The organism is Aeromonas media (genome assembly GCF_020423125.1).
GTDB lineage: Bacteria > Pseudomonadota > Gammaproteobacteria > Enterobacterales > Aeromonadaceae > Aeromonas > Aeromonas media.
In genome coordinates this window covers 3744984-3761142 of sequence record NZ_CP075564.1, presented here as the reverse complement: position 1 = coordinate 3761142, position 16159 = coordinate 3744984, and the positions used below count along the sequence as shown (strand labels likewise).

Sequence of the window (16159 nt, the reverse complement as noted above, 5' to 3'; positions counted from 1 at the left end):
AATGGGGCAGAGGCTGCAGCTCGGGCCCTCAGGCCGCATTTGGTCATACTATTATTCTTGTGGGACAATGGCCTGCTGCAGATTCCACAATCATGACATAGCCACCTATAGGCACCAAGTTTTATGGCCCAGTTTTTCAAGCCCCAAAAGAAATCAACCCAGCCCCAACGTATTGAATTTACGATAGACAGTCTGGACCACCACTGTGTCGGTGTCGGCCGTCATCAGGGCAAGGCCATCTTTGTCGAAGGGGCACTCCCTGGTGAGCTGATCAAGGCTCGCATCGTTGATGACAAGAAGCACTATGCCCACGCCGCCCTGCAACAGATAGTGACCCCGGCGGCCAATCGCATCGATCCCTTCTGCCCCCATTATCGCGAGTGCGGCGGTTGCAGTGCCCAGCATCTCGGCGAAGCGGATCAGCAGGCGGTCAAGGAGGCCGGGCTGGTCAGCCTGTTCGAGCGCCTTGGTAACATCAAGGCGCCGGCGCTCGAGCCCGTGCTCAAGGGAGAGTCCCGCAGCTATCGCCGGGTCTGCCGTCTCGCCATCAAGTTTGACAAGAACGGTCGCTGCACTCGTGTGGGGTTCCGTCGCCGTCAATCCAATGACCTGGTGGAGGTGGCGGGCTGCCCCGTGCTGGCCGACCCCCTCTCTGCCCTCATCACCCCGCTGCGCGAGTGCCTCAATCGTTTGAAGAGCCAGCGCGAACTGGGGCATGCGGAGCTCATCCAGGCCGAACAGGGCATCATGATGCTGCTGCGCCACACTGGTCGTCCTAACGAGGCGGATCGCGCCCTGCTGGTGGCATTTGCCGAGGCCCAGGGGATAGACCTCTATCTGCAGGCGGCGGATGAGCGCATCGAACCCCTGCGTCAACAATTTCAGCCGAGCTACACCCTCGATGGCTTGTCTCTTGCATTCGCCCCTGGCGACTTCATTCAGGTCAACGGCCCCATCAATCAGAGCATGGTGACCCAGGCGCTGGCGTGGCTGGGGGCGACCAAGGACGACAAGGTGCTGGATCTCTTCTGCGGCATCGGCAACTTCACCCTGCCGCTGGCCCGTCAGGCCCGTGAAGTGGTGGGGGTCGAGGGGGAGCTCGCCATGGTGGCCCGTGCCGAGGAGAACGCTCGTCGCAACGGCATCGACAACGCCCGTTTCTACAAGGCGGATTTGAGCGGCGACATCGTCGGCATGTCCTGGGCGCGGGAAGGCTTCGATCTGGTGCTGCTGGATCCGGCCCGGCCCGGGGCACTGGAAGTCATGAGCCACGTGGCGGCACTTTCGCCCAAGCGGGTGGTCTATGTTTCCTGTAACCCTGTCACCCTGGCCCGGGACAGCCAGGTGCTGGTGAAGGGGGGTTATCGACTGGCTCGCCTGGGGATGCTGGACATGTTCCCCCACACCGGTCATCTGGAGTCCATGGCGCTGTTTGAACGGGATTGAGCAGGCTGTTTTCAGATTGTCGGTGCTGCGTTTTGTCAGTCTTCCGATGCCGGTAGCGCTGTTTGCGCAGGGGTGATTAGGGTAATCTAGATCTGCAAAAATGGGCCTGATGTGCGAGAGAAACCTGTTGCCGGGATCGGCTACATGCCTTGAAAACTCTCCCGCGCATCCCCATTTGAGGCAGTCATCAGCTGATGAGGGGATGGCAGAAAGCATCGGCTTTCGGCCCCACAATTTTAAGGATTGATACCATGGTTGCGGTGCGCGAAATTCATTTGAAAGACAATTTCACTCTGGAGGAGTGGGTCAGTTCCCTTACCCTGAGTGAAAGCGACAAGAATCAACTGCGAACCGTCTACCAGTACTGTCTGACGCTTGGCGACGAGGCGCTCACCAACCGCCTGCTGGTGCGTGGCGTCGAGATGGTGGGCATACTGCTGATGCTCAGCATGGATCTCGCCACCCTCAAGTCGGCCATTCTCTATCCCTTCGTCGAAGCCGCCCTCATCAAGCAGGAGAAGGTGAACGAGGACTTCGGTCCCAAGATCGCCAAGCTGGTGGAAGGGGTGCTGGAGATGGAGGCCATCCGCTCTCTGCAGACCCTGCACCGTAGCGAGACCTCCCCGGAGCAGGTGGACAACGTGCGCCGCATGTTGCTCGCCATGGTGGAGGATGTGCGCGCTGTCGTCATCAAGCTGGCGGAGCGGATCGCCTGCCTGCGGGAAGCCAAGCTGGCGGATGAGGAGACCCGGGTGCTGATGGCCCAGGAGATCACCAACATCTATGCGCCCCTTGCCAACCGCCTCGGCATAGGTCAGCTCAAGTGGGAGCTCGAAGATCTCGCCTTCCGTTACCTGCACCCGGATACCTACAAGCAGATCGCCAAGCAGCTCGACGAGAAACGACTCGATCGGGAGCGCTACATCCGCGAGTTCGTGCAGTCCCTGCGTGATGCGCTTGCCGAAGCCGGGGTCGAGGCCGAGGTCTATGGCCGACCGAAACACATCTACAGCATCTGGCGCAAGATGCAGAAGAAGCACCTCGAATTCAACGAGCTGTTCGACGTGCGTGCGGTGCGGGTGATCACCAAGCGGCTGCAGGATTGTTATGCGGCGCTCGGCATCGTCCACACCCATTTCCATCATATTCCCCGCGAATTTGACGACTATGTCGCCAACCCCAAGCCCAACGGCTACCAGTCCATCCACACAGTGGTAGTGGGGGAGGAGGGGAAGACGGTGGAGATCCAGATCCGCACCGAGCAGATGCATCAGGATGCCGAACTCGGCGTGGCGGCTCACTGGCGCTACAAGGAAGGGGCCCAGGCTGCAGCCAAGACCAGTACCTTCGAAGACAAGATCGAGTGGCTGCGCAAGCTCCTCGCCTGGCAGGAGGATCTATCCGAGAGCGGCTCCCTGCTGGACGATCTGCGCAGTCAGGTGTTCGAGGACAGGGTCTACGTGTTCACCCCCAAGGGGGATGTCATCGACCTGCCGGCGGGGGCTACCCCGCTCGATTTTGCCTATCACGTTCACAGCATGATCGGCCACCGCTGCATCGGGACCAAGGTGGATGGCCGCATAGTGCCCTTTACCTACACGCTGCAGACCGGTGATCAGGTGGAGGTGATCACCCAGAAGGAGCCGAACCCGAGCCGCGACTGGATGAACCCCAATGCAGGCTTCCTGCGCTCCAGCCGGGCGCGGGCCAAGGTGGCGACCTGGTTCAGAAAGCTGGATCGGGACAAGAACATCGCCGCCGGCAAGGAGCTGCTGGAGAAGGAGCTGGACAGGCACAACCTGACGCTCTCCAAGGTGGACAAGGTGGTGCTGGAGCGCTTCCATGCGGAGGAGCTGGAAGATCTGCTGGCCGGGATCGGCAGCGGCGACATCCGCATCAACCAACTTCTCAACTACCTCGACACTCGTTACAACAAGCCGACGGCGGAGGAAGAAGACCGCCGCCTGCTGGAGAAGCTGGAGCAGAAGGCCAATGCGCCCTTCCGCCCCAAGGCCAAGGATCACATCGTAGTGGAAGGGGTCGGCAATCTGATGACCCACATTGCCCGCTGCTGCCAGCCCATCCCGGGGGACTCCATCCAGGGTTTCATCACCATGGGTCGTGGCGTCTCCATCCACCGGGAGGATTGCGAGCAGCTGAAAGAGCTGTCGCGCCGCAACCCGGAGCGACTGATCGATGCGGTCTGGGGGGAGAACTACTCCGGCGGCTATGGTCTCACCATCCGCATCCTCTCCAACGACAGATCCGGCCTGCTGCGTGACATCACCACAGTACTGGCCAACGAGAAGATCAACGTCATGGGGGTGCGCTCGCGCTCCAACGTGCGTGAGCAGACCGCCGAGATCGACATGGAGCTGGAGATCTACAACATCAACGCCTTCAACCGGGCCTTGGCCAAGCTCAGCCAGCTCAACGACGTGATCAGCGCCAAGCGCCTCTGATGCCCGATAAATAGTGACCGGCCCCGGTGGCCGGTTGTGCTTTATGACCCTTCTTGAACGAATTGAAAGCGAAGATCCCATGTCCCAACGTTACGACCTCCCTCAATTGCTCGACATCATGGCTCAACTGCGCTCCCCGGACGGGGGCTGCCCCTGGGATCTCAAACAGAGCTTCCAGACCATAGTGCCCCACACCCTAGAGGAGGCCTACGAGGTGGCCGATGCCATCGAGACTCAGGATTGGGATGGATTGAAGGGGGAACTCGGGGATCTGTTGTTCCAGGTGGTCTTCTACGCCCAGCTCGGCAAGGAGCAGGGACTGTTCGATTTTGCCGACATAGTCGATGCGGTGAGCGAGAAACTCATTCGCCGCCACCCCCATGTGTTCTCCGATGCGGACCTCGGTGACGAACAGGCGGTCAAGGTGAACTGGGAGGCGGAGAAGGCCAAGGAGCGGGCGGCGCTGGATAAAGAGAGCGTGCTCGATGACATCCCCCTCTCGCTGCCAGCCCTGACCCGGGCAGCCAAGATCCAGAAGCGTTGCGCCACCGTCGGTTTCGACTGGAAGACCTTGGGTCCCGTGGTGGACAAGGTCCACGAAGAGATCGAGGAGGTGATGGAAGAAGCGCTGATGGTCGATGTGGACGAAGAGAGGGTGAGCGACGAGCTCGGCGATCTGCTGTTTGCCACCGTCAACCTGGTGCGCCATCTGGGCAAGGATCCCGAGCAGGTGCTGCGGGGCGCGAATGCCAAGTTCGAACGCCGTTTTCGTCAGGTTGAGCAGTTTATTGCCGCGGAAGGGCTGAAAATAACTGATTGCTCCCTGGAGAAGCTGGACGAGGCCTGGAACAAGGCCAAGGAAACCGAGCAAAGTTGATTTGGCGCAAGACGGGGCGGCGGGGAGCCTGATAGATTTTTGTTCATTGTTTGGGAGAGGGGGTTTTGGTATACTGTTTCCCCGTCCTGCTTCATCCCCGAAGCACCCCTTAAAATTCCCTAAACTTCTTTCAGGTTCAGCATGACGACAAAATATATTTTTGTAACTGGTGGCGTTGTTTCATCCCTCGGCAAAGGCATTGCCGCAGCTTCTCTGGCAGCCATTCTGGAAGCCCGTGGTCTGGATGTGACCATCATGAAACTGGACCCCTATATCAACGTGGATCCGGGCACCATGAGCCCGACCCAGCACGGTGAAGTGTTCGTAACCGAGGACGGGGCTGAGACCGATCTGGATCTGGGCCATTACGAGCGTTTCATCCGCACCAAGATGACCCGTCGCAACAACTTCACCACCGGCCGCATCTATGCGGACGTGCTGCGCAAAGAGCGTCGTGGTGACTATCTGGGCGCCACCATCCAGGTCATCCCGCACATCACCAACGCCATCAAGGAGCGGGTGATTGCCGGCGCCGAAGGCCATCAGGTGGCCATCGTCGAAGTGGGCGGCACAGTGGGCGACATCGAGTCCCTGCCGTTCCTCGAAGCCATTCGTCAGCTGGCTGCCGAAGTGAGCCGCGACAATGCCATGTTCATGCACCTGACGCTGGTGCCTTACCTGGCCGCCGCCGGCGAGGTGAAGACCAAGCCGACCCAGCACTCCGTCAAAGAATTGCTCTCCATCGGGATCCAGCCGGATGTGCTTATCTGCCGCTCCGATCGCGCCATCCCGGCCAACGAGCGTGCCAAGATTGCCCTGTTCTGCAACGTGCCGGAGCGCGCCGTCATCTCCATGAAGGACGTCGACTCCATCTACAAGATCCCGGCCCTGCTCAAGTCCCAAAATCTGGATGACTACTTCATCGCCCGTTTCGGCCTGGAGTGCAAGGAAGCCGACTTGTCCGAGTGGGAACAGGTGGTCTACGAAGAGGCCAACCCGACTGCAGAAGTGACCATCGGCATGGTCGGCAAGTATGTATCCCTGCCGGATGCCTACAAGTCCGTCAACGAAGCACTCAAGCACGGCGGCCTGAAGACGCGTCTTTCCGTCAACATCAAGTACATCGACTCCCAGGACATCGAGACCCGTGGCTCCGAGCTGCTGGAAGGTCTGGACGCGATCCTGGTGCCGGGTGGCTTCGGTGAGCGTGGCGTGGAAGGCAAGATCCTGGCCGCCCAGTATGCCCGTGAGAACAAGATCCCTTACTTGGGTATCTGTCTCGGCATGCAGGTTGCCATGATCGAATTCGCTCGCAACGTAGCGGGCATGACCGGTGCTCACTCCTCCGAATTCAAGAAAGATTGCGCCTATCCGGTTGTCGGCCTCATCACCGAGTGGGTGGATGAAGAGGGCAACGTCGAGACCCGTACCGAGAAGTCTGATCTGGGCGGCACCATGCGTCTGGGTTCCCAGCTCTGCCACCTGGTGGAAGGCTCCAAGGTGCGCCAGATGTACGGCAGCCCGACCATTTACGAGCGTCACCGTCACCGTTACGAGGTGAACAACAAGCTGCTGCCGCAGATCGAAGCGGCCGGTTTGAAGGTGACCGGTCTCTCCGCCGACAAGAAGCTGGTGGAAATTATCGAGATTCCGGATCACCCTTGGTTCGTGGCTGCGCAGTTCCACCCGGAGTTCACCTCGACTCCCCGTGATGGCCACGCCCTGTTCGCCGGTTTTGTGAAGGCGGCAGGTGAGTATCAGAAGCGTAATTTGAAGTAATTGAAAATAAATGCGGTTGGGGCTCTGTGCCGCAGCCGCTTTTTTTGGCATATTTTTGTTGTTTTTTTACGAAACCTGAGGAAATACACATGTCCAAGATCGTTAAAGTGATCGGTCGTGAAATCATCGACTCCCGTGGTAACCCGACCGTTGAGGCCGAAGTTCACCTGGAAGGTGGTTTTGTTGGTATGGCAGCCGCTCCGTCTGGCGCGTCCACCGGTTCCCGCGAAGCGCTGGAACTGCGTGACGGCGACAAGAGCCGTTTCCTGGGTAAAGGCGTGCTGAAAGCCCTCGAAGCCGTAAACGGCCCGATCGCTCAGGCTCTGCTGGGTAAAGATGCCAAGGACCAGGCCGCAATTGACCAAATCATGATCGACCTCGACGGTACCGAGAACAAATCCAAGTTCGGCGCCAACGCCATCCTGGCCGTTTCCCTGGCTAACGCCAAAGCCGCTGCTGCTGCCAAGGGCCTGCCGCTGTACGCCCACATCGCCGAGTTGAACGGCACCCCGGGTGTCTACTCCATGCCGCTGCCCATGATGAACATCATCAACGGTGGTGAGCACGCCGACAACAACGTCGATATCCAGGAGTTCATGATCCAGCCGGTTGGCGCCAAGACCCTGAAAGAAGCCATCCGCATGGGTGCCGAAGTCTTCCACAACCTGGCCAAGGTGCTGAAGTCCAAGGGCTACAACACTGCAGTCGGTGACGAAGGTGGTTTCGCTCCTAACCTGAAATCCAACGCCGAAGCGCTGGAAGTGATCGCTGAAGCCGTTGCTGCTGCCGGTTACAAGCTGGGCACCGACGTGACCCTGGCCATGGACTGTGCTGCTTCCGAGTTCTACGACGCCGAGAAGAAAGAGTACAACCTGAAGGGCGAAGGTCGTATCTTCACCTCCAACGAGTTCTCTGACTACCTGGCTGACCTGACCACCAAGTTCCCGATCGTCTCCATCGAAGATGGCCTGGACGAATCTGACTGGGAAGGCTTCGCCTACCAGACTGCTGAACTGGGCAAGAAAATCCAGATCGTGGGTGACGACTTGTTCGTAACCAACACCAAGATCCTGAAGCGCGGTATCGACAACGGCATCGCCAACTCCATCCTGATCAAGTTCAACCAGATCGGTTCCCTGACCGAAACTCTGGCTGCCATCAAGATGGCCAAGGACGCTGGCTACACCGCCGTCATCTCCCACCGCTCCGGTGAGACCGAAGACGCGACCATCGCCGACCTGGCCGTGGGTACCGCTGCTGGCCAGATCAAGACCGGTTCCATGAGCCGTTCTGACCGTGTTGCCAAGTACAACCAGCTGATCCGTATCGAAGAAGCCCTGGGTGCCAAGGCTCCGTTCCGCGGTCTGAAAGAAGTCAAAGGCCAGTAATTACTGCCTGCAATTCTTAAGCTGTTGAAAAGCCCCGCCACTCTGGCGGGGCTTTTTTGTATCTGTCGCCACCCCATTGTCAGGCCAGCCGCTGATCTGCGGCGGTTTTCGTATGGTTGCCGCCAATCTGGCGCCAAGGCCGCCCGTCCTGGGAACTGCGCGGTTTTTTGGCCCTCGTCTGCTCGGCCCGTCATCTTTTTTAGTCCCCCGCCCCGTCTGGCACACCGGCTTTCTTTTGTCTTGCCTGCGAATATGGGAAACTAGGCCGCTTGAAGGAGACTCAGTGCATGCGGCTACTCACTCTTATCCTGCTCCTCCTGTTGGGAGGGCTGCAATATGACTTCTGGCTGGGGAAAAACGGCCTATCCGATTATCGGGAGCTCTCCAATGCCATCGAGCGGCAACAGCAGGACAATCTGGTTCTCAAGGACCGCAACAACCTGATTTACCGGGAGATCGACGATCTGACCTCGGGCCTTGAGGCCATCGAGGAGCTGTCGCGCAACGATCTTGGCTACATCAAGCAGGGCGAGACCTTCTACCGGATCATTCCCAAAGACAAAGACCAAGCAACGGAGCCGGACGGCGTCCCCTACGATGATTGATTGCCACAGCGGGCTGACCGCCATAGTTCCGGCCGCCGGTATCGGCAGCCGCATGGGAGCAGACTGCCCCAAGCAGTACCTGACACTGGCAGGGAAGACCATCCTGGAGCATACGCTCGGCTGTTTACTGTCCCATCCGGGCATAGCCCGGGTGATAGTGGCGCTGGCGCCGCACGATGAGTGGTTCGAGCAACTGGCCGTGGCGGCCGACCCGCGGGTGCTGCGAGTGGAAGGGGGGAGCGAGCGTGCCTATTCGGTGCTCAACGCCCTGCATGTGGTAGAGGGGAAGTGGGTACTGGTGCATGACGCCGCCCGCCCCTGTCTGACCCAGGGGGATCTCGATGCCCTGATAGCCAGTGCCATGGCGTGCGATGGCGCCATCCTCGGTAGCCGGGTGCGCGACACCATGAAACGCACAGACGGGGCTGGCAACATAGTGGCTACCGTCGAGCGCGAACAGCTTTGGCATGCCCTGACGCCGCAGATGTTTCCCACCGGCACCCTGAAGCGGGCGCTGGAGGAGGGGCTGGCCTTGGGGGCCCTCATCACAGACGAAGCCTCCGCCATGGAGCGCGCCGGTTTTACCGTGAAGATGGTGGAGGGGCGTGCCGACAACATCAAGGTGACCCGCCCGGAAGATCTCTCCCTGGCCGAGCTCTTTTTACAACAACAGAGTGCGCGCCAGCAGGTGCGACCCGATTGACCCGCAGAGGGGCCCGCATGATCCGCATTGGACATGGTTTTGATGAGACAGATTTCTGTGTATTGAGGGGGGATCAGGCATGATGCGAATTGGACATGGTTTTGACGTGCACAAGTTTGGCGGGGTTGGCCCCTGCATGCTGGGTGGCGTCCCGGTACCCTATGAGCAGGGCCTGCTGGCCCACTCCGACGGTGACGTCGTGCTGCATGCGGTGAGCGATGCCCTGCTGGGGGCCATAGGCGCCGGTGACATCGGCCGTCACTTCCCCGATACCGCCGCCGAGTTCAAGGGGATCGACAGCCGCATCCTGCTGCGGGACGTCTTTGCCCGGGTACAGCAGGCGGGCTATGCCATCGGCAACCTGGATGTGACCATCATCGCCCAGGCTCCCAAGATGGCGCCACATATCGGGGCTATGTGCGCCGTGCTGGCGGCCGATCTGCAATGTGATTTGAACCGGGTGAATGTCAAGGCGACCACCACAGAACAACTCGGGTTTACGGGGCGCAAGGAAGGGATCGCCACCGAAGCCGTCGTCTTACTGGTGAAACAATGATGCTGGAACAGCTGAGCTATCTGCACGGGGCGCCGGTCGCCCGCGGTATCCTCAAGGCCGAGGCCGCCGACTTCGTGGTGAATGAAGATCTCGGCTTCGAACCCTGCGGGGAAGGGGAGCACATCTTCGTGCGGGTGCGCAAAACCGGCGAGAACACCGCCTGGGTCGCGGGCCTGCTGGCCGATGCGGCCGGTGTCAACCGCAATGCGGTGACCTGGGCGGGTCTCAAGGATCGCCACGCGGTGACCGAGCAGTGGTTCGGCATTCATCTGCCGGGCAAGGGCGAACCGGATCTCTCTGTCATCCAGAGCGACAGCATCCAGATCCTGCAGGCCAAGCGCCACAACAAGAAGTTGCGAGTTGGCTACCTCAAGGGCAACCACTTCACCCTGCGCCTCACCGGTCTGGAACAGGCAGGCGATCTGGAAGCCCGGCTGCAGGCCATCGCCACTCAGGGCGTGCCCAATTACTACGGCGAGCAGCGCTTTGGCCGGGATGGCAACAACCTGGACGCGGCCAAGGCGATGTTTGCCGGCAAGCGGATCAAGGATCGCAACAAGCGCTCCCTCTATCTCTCCGCCGCCCGCAGCATGCTGTTCAACGCCATTGTCAGCGCCCGCATCGAACAGGGGCTGGCACACCAGCTGCTGGCCGGTGACTGTGTGATGCTGAGGGGCAGCCACTCCATCTTCAGTGAAGAGGTGCTGACTCCCGAGCTGGAGGCGCGCCTCGCCTCCGGCGACGTGCAGCTCACCGCCCCCCAGTGGGGCCGTGGCCGACTGGCGAGCCAGGGTGCCGCCGCCGAGTTTGAACAGGCAGTGCTGGCCCCTTACGCCGAATGGTGTGACGGACTGGAGAAGGCCGGACTGGATCAGGACAGGCGTCCACTGCTGCTCAAGCCGGAGCAGATGAGCTGGCAGCAGGATGGCGAGGTGCTGACCCTCTCCTTCTTCCTGCCGGCCGGTGCCTTTGCCACCAGCGTGGTGCGCGAGTTAATGCAGGCCGAAGAGGCCGATCACGGTTTCAGGAACCCAACCGATGCGAATTCTGGTCAGTAATGACGATGGAGTACATGCCGAGGGCATTCGTGCCCTCAGCGAGGCGCTGACTGCCTGCGGCGAAGTCATTGTGGTGGCGCCGGATCGCAACCGCAGCGGCGCGAGTCACTCCCTGACGCTGGAAGTGCCGCTGCGGGTTACGCGCCTTGGCGAAACCGGCTTTAATGGCCGCGAGAGTTATGCGGTGAAGGGCACCCCGACCGACTGCGTGCACCTGGCGGTCAACGAGCTGGTGCGCCCGGAGCCGGACATGGTGGTGGCTGGAATAAACCACGGCGCCAACCTGGGGGATGATGTCATCTACTCGGGCACGGTCGCTGCGGCCACCGAGGGGCGTCACCTTGGCTTCCCCTCCATCGCCATCTCTCTGGTGGGCAAGACCCACTTCGCCACGGCGGCCCACTACGCGGCCCTGCTGGTGAAGGGTCTGATGAAACACCCCCTGCCTGCCGACCAGATCCTCAACGTCAACGTGCCGGACCTGCCCCTCGAGCAGATCAAGGGGATCAGGGTGACCCGCCTTGGCAACCGCCATCCCGCCGAGTCGGTGATCCGCACCGAGGATCCCCGTGGCCAGCCCATCTACTGGATAGGCCCTCCCGGCAGCCAGCAGGATGCCGGTGACGGCACGGATTTCGCCGCCATCGAGCAGGGTTATGTCTCCATCACCCCGTTGACCATCGACATGACTGCCTATGACAGTCTGGCGAGTCTGGGTGCCTGGCTGGATCTGCAGGGATGACGTTGTGATAGTACAGCGCCTGTTGAATCAACTGATTGCCCAGGACATTCGTGATTTCCGTGTGCTCGCGGCGATTGCGAAAGTGCCGCGCCAGCTGTTTGTGGATGAAGCCATGGCTCACAAGGCCTGGGACAATACGGCCCTGCCCATCGGCCATGGCCAGACCATCTCCCAGCCCTACATAGTGGCGCGGATGACAGAGTTGCTGATCCAGAACGATCCGGCCCATGTGCTGGAGATCGGCACTGGCTCCGGCTATCAGACCGCAGTGTTGGCCCACCTGGTGGAGCATGTCTACACGGTGGAGCGGATCAAGTCGTTGCAGTTCCAGGCCCGGCGCCGGCTGCGCCAGCTCGACCTGCACAATGTCTCGGCCAAGCACGGCAACGGCTGGCTGGGCTGGCCCAACAAGGGACCGTTCGATGCCATCCTGGTGACGGCCGCGGCGAGCGAGGTGCCCAAGGCCCTGACCGATCAGCTGGCCGAAGGCGGGCGTCTGGTACTGCCGGTGGGGGATAGCCAGCAGACTCTGCAGCTGATCGAGCGATCCGGCTCCCAGCTGACCAGCCGGATCCTGGAGCCGGTGCGTTTTGTTCCCCTGATTGACGGAGATGTGGAGTGAAGTTGTTTTCCCGTTTGTACGTACTGGTGATGCAGTGGGCCCGCCACAAGCACGCCCCCTGGTATCTCTCCATCACCGCCTTTATCGAGTCGGTGTTCTGGCCTATTCCGGTGGACGTGATGCTGGCCCCCATGGCGCTCGCCAAGCCACACAAGGCGTGGCACTACGCCGGGTTGGCAACCCTCTTCTCTGTGCTGGGGGCGCTGTTTGGTTATGCCCTTGGCTATGCCCTGTGGGAACCCGTGGTCCAGCCGCTGGTGATCTCGGTTGGCTATGAAGACAAGATTGCGCTGGCTGAGCAGTGGTTTGCGCAGTGGGGGATCTGGGTGATTTTTATTGCCAGTTTCACGCCGATCCCCTACAAGGTGTTTACCGTTACGGCGGGCTTGCTCCACATGGCACTGCTGCCCTTTATCCTGACCTCGCTGATCGGCCGAGGCATGCGATTTTTCCTGGTAGCGGGTCTGATGCGGTGGGGTGGTGAGAAGATGGAGCGCAAGCTGATGCACTATGTGGATGTGCTCGGTTGGCTCTGTATTGGTTTGGCCATTGCGGCCTATTTCTGGTTTAGTCGTTAAGGATCCACTATGCGTTCGCGTGTTTGGCAAGGAAGCAGTGTCATCGTATTGTCATGGCTACTGCTTGCCTGCTCTTCCAGCAAGACTGCTGCCCCGGTACAGAGTCTGGGCAATGACCCCATTGCCTCGACCATCCCGACTCGTCAAAACATGGCCAATTCGGGCATGCAGGGTGGCAGTTACACAGTGGTGAAGGGGGATACCCTGTACTCCATCGCATTCCGTTCGGGCATGGATGTCGCATCCTTGGTCAGCCTCAACGGGATCAGCCCCCCCTACAACATCTATCCGGGCCAGCAGCTCAGGCTGGATGGCTCTTCCGGCGCTGTGGTCAGCACCGGCATAGCGATGAGCCGCCCTGTCACTAGCGGCAACGGTACCTATGAGGTGCGTCGTGGCGATACCCTGAGCAGCATAGGCCGCCAGTTCAATGTGTCCAATCAGACTCTGGCACAGCGCAACAACCTGCAGGCACCCTATTCACTCCATGTTGGCCAGGTGCTCAACGTGGGGGGCGCGGGGTCCTCGACTGGTCAGATGGTGGCGGCAACCACGCCTGTCGTGACCAGCACAGGTCCCAAACCTCTGGCGACGGCGCCGGCAGGTACGACCACACCGTTTATTGCTCAGAAAACGATTGCTCCTGCACCGTCAACAGCATACGCTCAGGCGAAAGAACAAAAAAACATCAGTTCCCAGTCAACTCTCTCCTGGCATTGGCCAGCGAAAGGACGGGTCGTTGAAGGCTTCTCCGTTGCAGAACAGGGCAACAAGGGCATCGACATCTCCGGCCAGAAGGGTCAACCCGTTTACGCCGCCAGCGGCGGCAAAGTGGTCTACGCGGGTAGTGCACTCAGGGGTTACGGCAAGCTGATTATTCTCAAGCACAACGATGACTACCTCTCTGCTTACGCCCACAACGACGAGCTGAGGGTCAGGGAGGGAGACTCCGTCAAAGGCGGAGCCGTCATCGCCAACATGGGTAGCACGGATGCGCCGGATGTGCGCTTGCACTTTGAAATCCGGTACAAAGGCAAGTCAATCAACCCGATGGGCTATTTGCCAAAGCGTTAACCCAGAGAGCTAGGTCTTACTCTGGTTCAGGTCAGGGAGACATATCATGAGCCAAGAACAACTGGTAATGCAGGATGCAGAGTTAGAGTTCGACGAAGAGCTGGAGGCCCAGGAGGAAGAAGAGGTTCAGGAGGTTGCCGCCGAGGCTGAGGAGACCATTTCCGATGAGCTCATGGTGCCGGAACTGAACAAGGTGATGGACGCCACCCAGCTCTATCTGGGGGAGATCGGCTTCTCCCCCCTGCTCACCGCCGAAGAGGAAGTCTATTACGCCCGTCGTGCCTTGCGCGGTGACAAAGCCGCGCGCAAGCGCATGATCGAATCCAACCTGCGCCTGGTGGTCAAGATTGCCCGGCGCTACAACAACCGCGGCCTGGTGCTGCTGGATCTCATCGAAGAGGGCAACCTCGGTCTCATCCGCGCGGTCGAGAAGTTCGACCCGGAGCGCGGCTTCCGTTTCTCCACCTATGCCACCTGGTGGATCCGCCAGACCATAGAGCGGGCCATCATGAACCAGACCCGCACCATCCGGCTGCCGATCCATGTGGTGAAGGAGCTGAACGTCTACCTGCGCACCGCGCGCGAACTCTCCCACCGCCTAGACCATGAACCCACCGCCGAAGACATCGCCTTCGCGCTGGATCGCTCGGTCGACGATGTGAACCGCATGCTCAAGCTCAACGAAAAGATCACCTCGGTGGATACTCCCATCGGCGGCGATCGCGACAAGGCCCTGCTCGATGTCCTGTCCGATGAGCGAGGCATGGGGCCAGAGCTGGAGTCCCAGGAAGATGACATGCGCAGCAGCATAGTCCACTGGCTGGAAGAGCTGAATCCCAAGCAGCGTGAGGTACTGGCTCGCCGCTTCGGTCTGCTCGGTTATGAGCCAGCGACGCTCGAAGACGTGGGGGCTGAGATTGGCCTGACCCGGGAGCGGGTGCGCCAGATCCAGGTCGAGGGGTTGCGCCGCCTGCGGGAGATCCTGCTGGGACAGGGGCTCTCCATCGAGGCCCTGTTTAGAACCAATTGATCCGAACTAGCTGACGGCTGTTATGCCGAGGACAGTCACAACAAAGGGGCCAGAGGCCCCTTTTTCATTGCGAGAGGATCCTTGGGATCACACGGGGTCCAGGGTATCCAGCGGCCAGCGCGGCACCGCCTTGACGACCAGCGGCTCGAACACGCCCGCCTTGAGGCGTTGCATGCCGGCATAGGCGATCATGGCGCCGTTGTCGGTGCAATACTCGGTGCGCGGATAGAACACCTCGCCCTTGAGGCTCTCCATCAGCTCGGCCAGCTGGGCGCGCAGATGACGGTTGGCGCTGACGCCCCCGGCCACTACCAGGCGCTTGAGCCCGGTCTCTTTCAAGGCGCGGCGGCACTTGATGGCCAGGGTATCGACCACAGCATCCTCAAACGCCCGGGCGATGTCGGCACGGGTCTGCTCATCGTCACCATTGGCGGCTATGGTGTTGGCGGCAAAGGTCTTGAGGCCGGAGAAGCTCATGTCGAGCCCGGGTCTGTCTGTCATGGGGCGGGGGAAGGTGAAGCGTCCCGTGGTGCCCTTCTCGGCCAGACGGGAGAGCAGAGGGCCGCCCGGGTAGTCCAGTCCCATCAACTTGGCTGTCTTGTCGAAGGCCTCGCCGGCGGCATCGTCGATGGATTCTCCCAGTAGTTGATAACTACCTATGCCGTCGACCCGCACCAGCATGGAGTGACCGCCGGAGACCAGCAGCGCCACGAAGGGGAACTCGGGGGCCCGCTCCTCCAGCATGGGAGCCAGCAGGTGGCCCTCCATATGGTGCACCGCCACGGCGGGTTTACCCCAAGCCATGGCGAGGGAGCGGCCTATGGTCGCCCCCACCAGGATGGCGCCAACCAGACCCGGCCCCGCAGTGTAGGCGATGCCGTCGATGTCATCTTTACCCAGTCCCGCCTCTTGCAATGCGGCCTGGATCAAGGGGATCGTCTTGCGGACGTGATCCCGGCTGGCGAGCTCGGGGACGACGCCACCGTAGTCCGCATGCAGCTTGACCTGGCTGTACAACTGGTGGGAAAGGATCCCTTTTTGATCGTCGAAGATCGCGATCCCGGTTTCGTCACAGGATGTCTCTATGCCCAATACACGCATTGCTAAAAAATTTCACTGCTAAAATGAGACGGCTATGGTAACCTTCGCGGGTTTTTTAAACCAGAGCGATCTCTGCGGGTTTACTTTCATTCCCTGTCCAGAGTATAATTTCGCACCATTTTAAGACATGCTGATCGA

15 protein-coding genes are annotated in these 16159 nt (G+C 60.4%); 14 read left to right on the top strand and 1 reads right to left on the bottom strand.

The window, feature by feature from the left end:
* Positions 1-123: 123 nt before the first annotated feature.
* From rlmD to rpoS, 14 genes are all read left to right on the top strand, one after another.
* Positions 124-1446 carry a 23S rRNA (uracil(1939)-C(5))-methyltransferase RlmD gene (rlmD, locus tag KI797_RS17310; protein WP_171273233.1) on the top strand — a complete coding sequence of 441 codons (1323 nt, stop codon included), beginning with the start codon at positions 124-126 and terminating at the stop codon, positions 1444-1446.
* 251 nt (positions 1447-1697) lie between these two features.
* Positions 1698-3908, top strand: a complete 2211-nt coding sequence (gene relA / locus KI797_RS17305; protein WP_226170320.1) for a GTP diphosphokinase — start codon at positions 1698-1700, stop codon at positions 3906-3908.
* Positions 3909-3987: 79 nt separating this feature from the next.
* Positions 3988-4785 (top strand): nucleoside triphosphate pyrophosphohydrolase, encoded by a 798-nt coding sequence (mazG, locus tag KI797_RS17300; RefSeq protein WP_226170316.1) that lies wholly within the window; start codon positions 3988-3990, stop codon positions 4783-4785.
* A gap of 141 nt (positions 4786-4926) precedes the next feature.
* On the top strand, positions 4927-6564 hold the full coding sequence (gene pyrG, locus KI797_RS17295; RefSeq protein WP_005332766.1) for a glutamine hydrolyzing CTP synthase: 1638 nt from the start codon (positions 4927-4929) through the stop codon (positions 6562-6564).
* Between the two features lie 89 nt (positions 6565-6653).
* On the top strand, positions 6654-7952 hold the full coding sequence (gene eno, locus KI797_RS17290) for a phosphopyruvate hydratase (RefSeq protein ID WP_226170311.1): 1299 nt from the start codon (positions 6654-6656) through the stop codon (positions 7950-7952).
* Positions 7953-8239: 287 nt separating this feature from the next.
* Complete coding sequence (ftsB, locus tag KI797_RS17285) at positions 8240-8557, top strand: cell division protein FtsB (protein WP_025328246.1); 318 nt, start codon at positions 8240-8242, stop codon at positions 8555-8557.
* Positions 8550-9260 (top strand): 2-C-methyl-D-erythritol 4-phosphate cytidylyltransferase, encoded by a 711-nt coding sequence (gene ispD, locus KI797_RS17280; protein WP_042648738.1) that lies wholly within the window; start codon positions 8550-8552, stop codon positions 9258-9260. Before ftsB ends, ispD begins: the two co-directional genes overlap by 8 nt.
* Before the next feature lie 79 nt (positions 9261-9339).
* Positions 9340-9816: a 2-C-methyl-D-erythritol 2,4-cyclodiphosphate synthase gene (gene ispF / locus KI797_RS17275; protein ID WP_042648739.1), complete on the top strand. Its 477-nt coding sequence runs from the start codon at positions 9340-9342 to the stop codon at positions 9814-9816.
* Positions 9816-10874 carry a tRNA pseudouridine(13) synthase TruD gene (gene truD / locus KI797_RS17270; protein ID WP_042648742.1) on the top strand — a complete coding sequence of 353 codons (1059 nt, stop codon included), beginning with the start codon at positions 9816-9818 and terminating at the stop codon, positions 10872-10874. The genes ispF and truD overlap by 1 nt, the downstream gene beginning before the upstream one ends.
* Positions 10855-11616 (top strand): 5'/3'-nucleotidase SurE, encoded by a 762-nt coding sequence (gene surE / locus KI797_RS17265; RefSeq protein ID WP_043132000.1) that lies wholly within the window; start codon positions 10855-10857, stop codon positions 11614-11616. The genes truD and surE overlap by 20 nt, the downstream gene beginning before the upstream one ends.
* Before the next feature lie 4 nt (positions 11617-11620).
* Positions 11621-12238: a protein-L-isoaspartate(D-aspartate) O-methyltransferase gene (locus KI797_RS17260; RefSeq protein ID WP_005332743.1), complete on the top strand. Its 618-nt coding sequence runs from the start codon at positions 11621-11623 to the stop codon at positions 12236-12238.
* The gene (locus KI797_RS17255; protein WP_226170309.1) at positions 12235-12816 is read left to right on the top strand and encodes a YqaA family protein; all 582 of its coding nucleotides are present in this window, start codon (positions 12235-12237) and stop codon (positions 12814-12816) included. Before KI797_RS17260 ends, KI797_RS17255 begins: the two co-directional genes overlap by 4 nt.
* A 9-nt stretch (positions 12817-12825) precedes the next feature.
* Complete coding sequence (locus KI797_RS17250; RefSeq protein WP_043131997.1) at positions 12826-13890, top strand: LysM peptidoglycan-binding domain-containing protein; 1065 nt, start codon at positions 12826-12828, stop codon at positions 13888-13890.
* Between the two features lie 46 nt (positions 13891-13936).
* The gene (gene rpoS / locus KI797_RS17245; RefSeq protein WP_043131996.1) at positions 13937-14920 is read left to right on the top strand and encodes an RNA polymerase sigma factor RpoS; all 984 of its coding nucleotides are present in this window, start codon (positions 13937-13939) and stop codon (positions 14918-14920) included.
* Positions 14921-15007: 87 nt separating this feature from the next.
* On the opposite strand, the gene tsaD is transcribed toward rpoS, so the two are convergent.
* A complete protein-coding gene (gene tsaD, locus KI797_RS17240) occupies positions 15008-16021 on the bottom strand; it encodes a tRNA (adenosine(37)-N6)-threonylcarbamoyltransferase complex transferase subunit TsaD (RefSeq protein ID WP_043131995.1) in 1014 nt (337 codons plus the stop codon).
* Positions 16022-16159 lie beyond the last annotated feature (138 nt).

Coding starts and splice junctions, on each gene's coding strand:
- rlmD (WP_171273233.1), top strand. CDS start 124: ATGGCCCAGTTTTTCAAGCCCCAAAAGAAATCAACCCAGCCCCAACGT.
- relA (WP_226170320.1), top strand. CDS start 1,698: ATGGTTGCGGTGCGCGAAATTCATTTGAAAGACAATTTCACTCTGGAG.
- mazG (WP_226170316.1), top strand. CDS start 3,988: ATGTCCCAACGTTACGACCTCCCTCAATTGCTCGACATCATGGCTCAA.
- pyrG (WP_005332766.1), top strand. CDS start 4,927: ATGACGACAAAATATATTTTTGTAACTGGTGGCGTTGTTTCATCCCTC.
- eno (WP_226170311.1), top strand. CDS start 6,654: ATGTCCAAGATCGTTAAAGTGATCGGTCGTGAAATCATCGACTCCCGT.
- ftsB (WP_025328246.1), top strand. CDS start 8,240: ATGCGGCTACTCACTCTTATCCTGCTCCTCCTGTTGGGAGGGCTGCAA.
- ispD (WP_042648738.1), top strand. CDS start 8,550: ATGATTGATTGCCACAGCGGGCTGACCGCCATAGTTCCGGCCGCCGGT.
- ispF (WP_042648739.1), top strand. CDS start 9,340: ATGATGCGAATTGGACATGGTTTTGACGTGCACAAGTTTGGCGGGGTT.
- truD (WP_042648742.1), top strand. CDS start 9,816: ATGCTGGAACAGCTGAGCTATCTGCACGGGGCGCCGGTCGCCCGCGGT.
- surE (WP_043132000.1), top strand. CDS start 10,855: ATGCGAATTCTGGTCAGTAATGACGATGGAGTACATGCCGAGGGCATT.
- KI797_RS17250 (WP_043131997.1), top strand. CDS start 12,826: ATGCGTTCGCGTGTTTGGCAAGGAAGCAGTGTCATCGTATTGTCATGG.
- rpoS (WP_043131996.1), top strand. CDS start 13,937: ATGAGCCAAGAACAACTGGTAATGCAGGATGCAGAGTTAGAGTTCGAC.
- tsaD (WP_043131995.1), bottom strand. CDS start 16,021: ATGCGTGTATTGGGCATAGAGACATCCTGTGACGAAACCGGGATCGCG.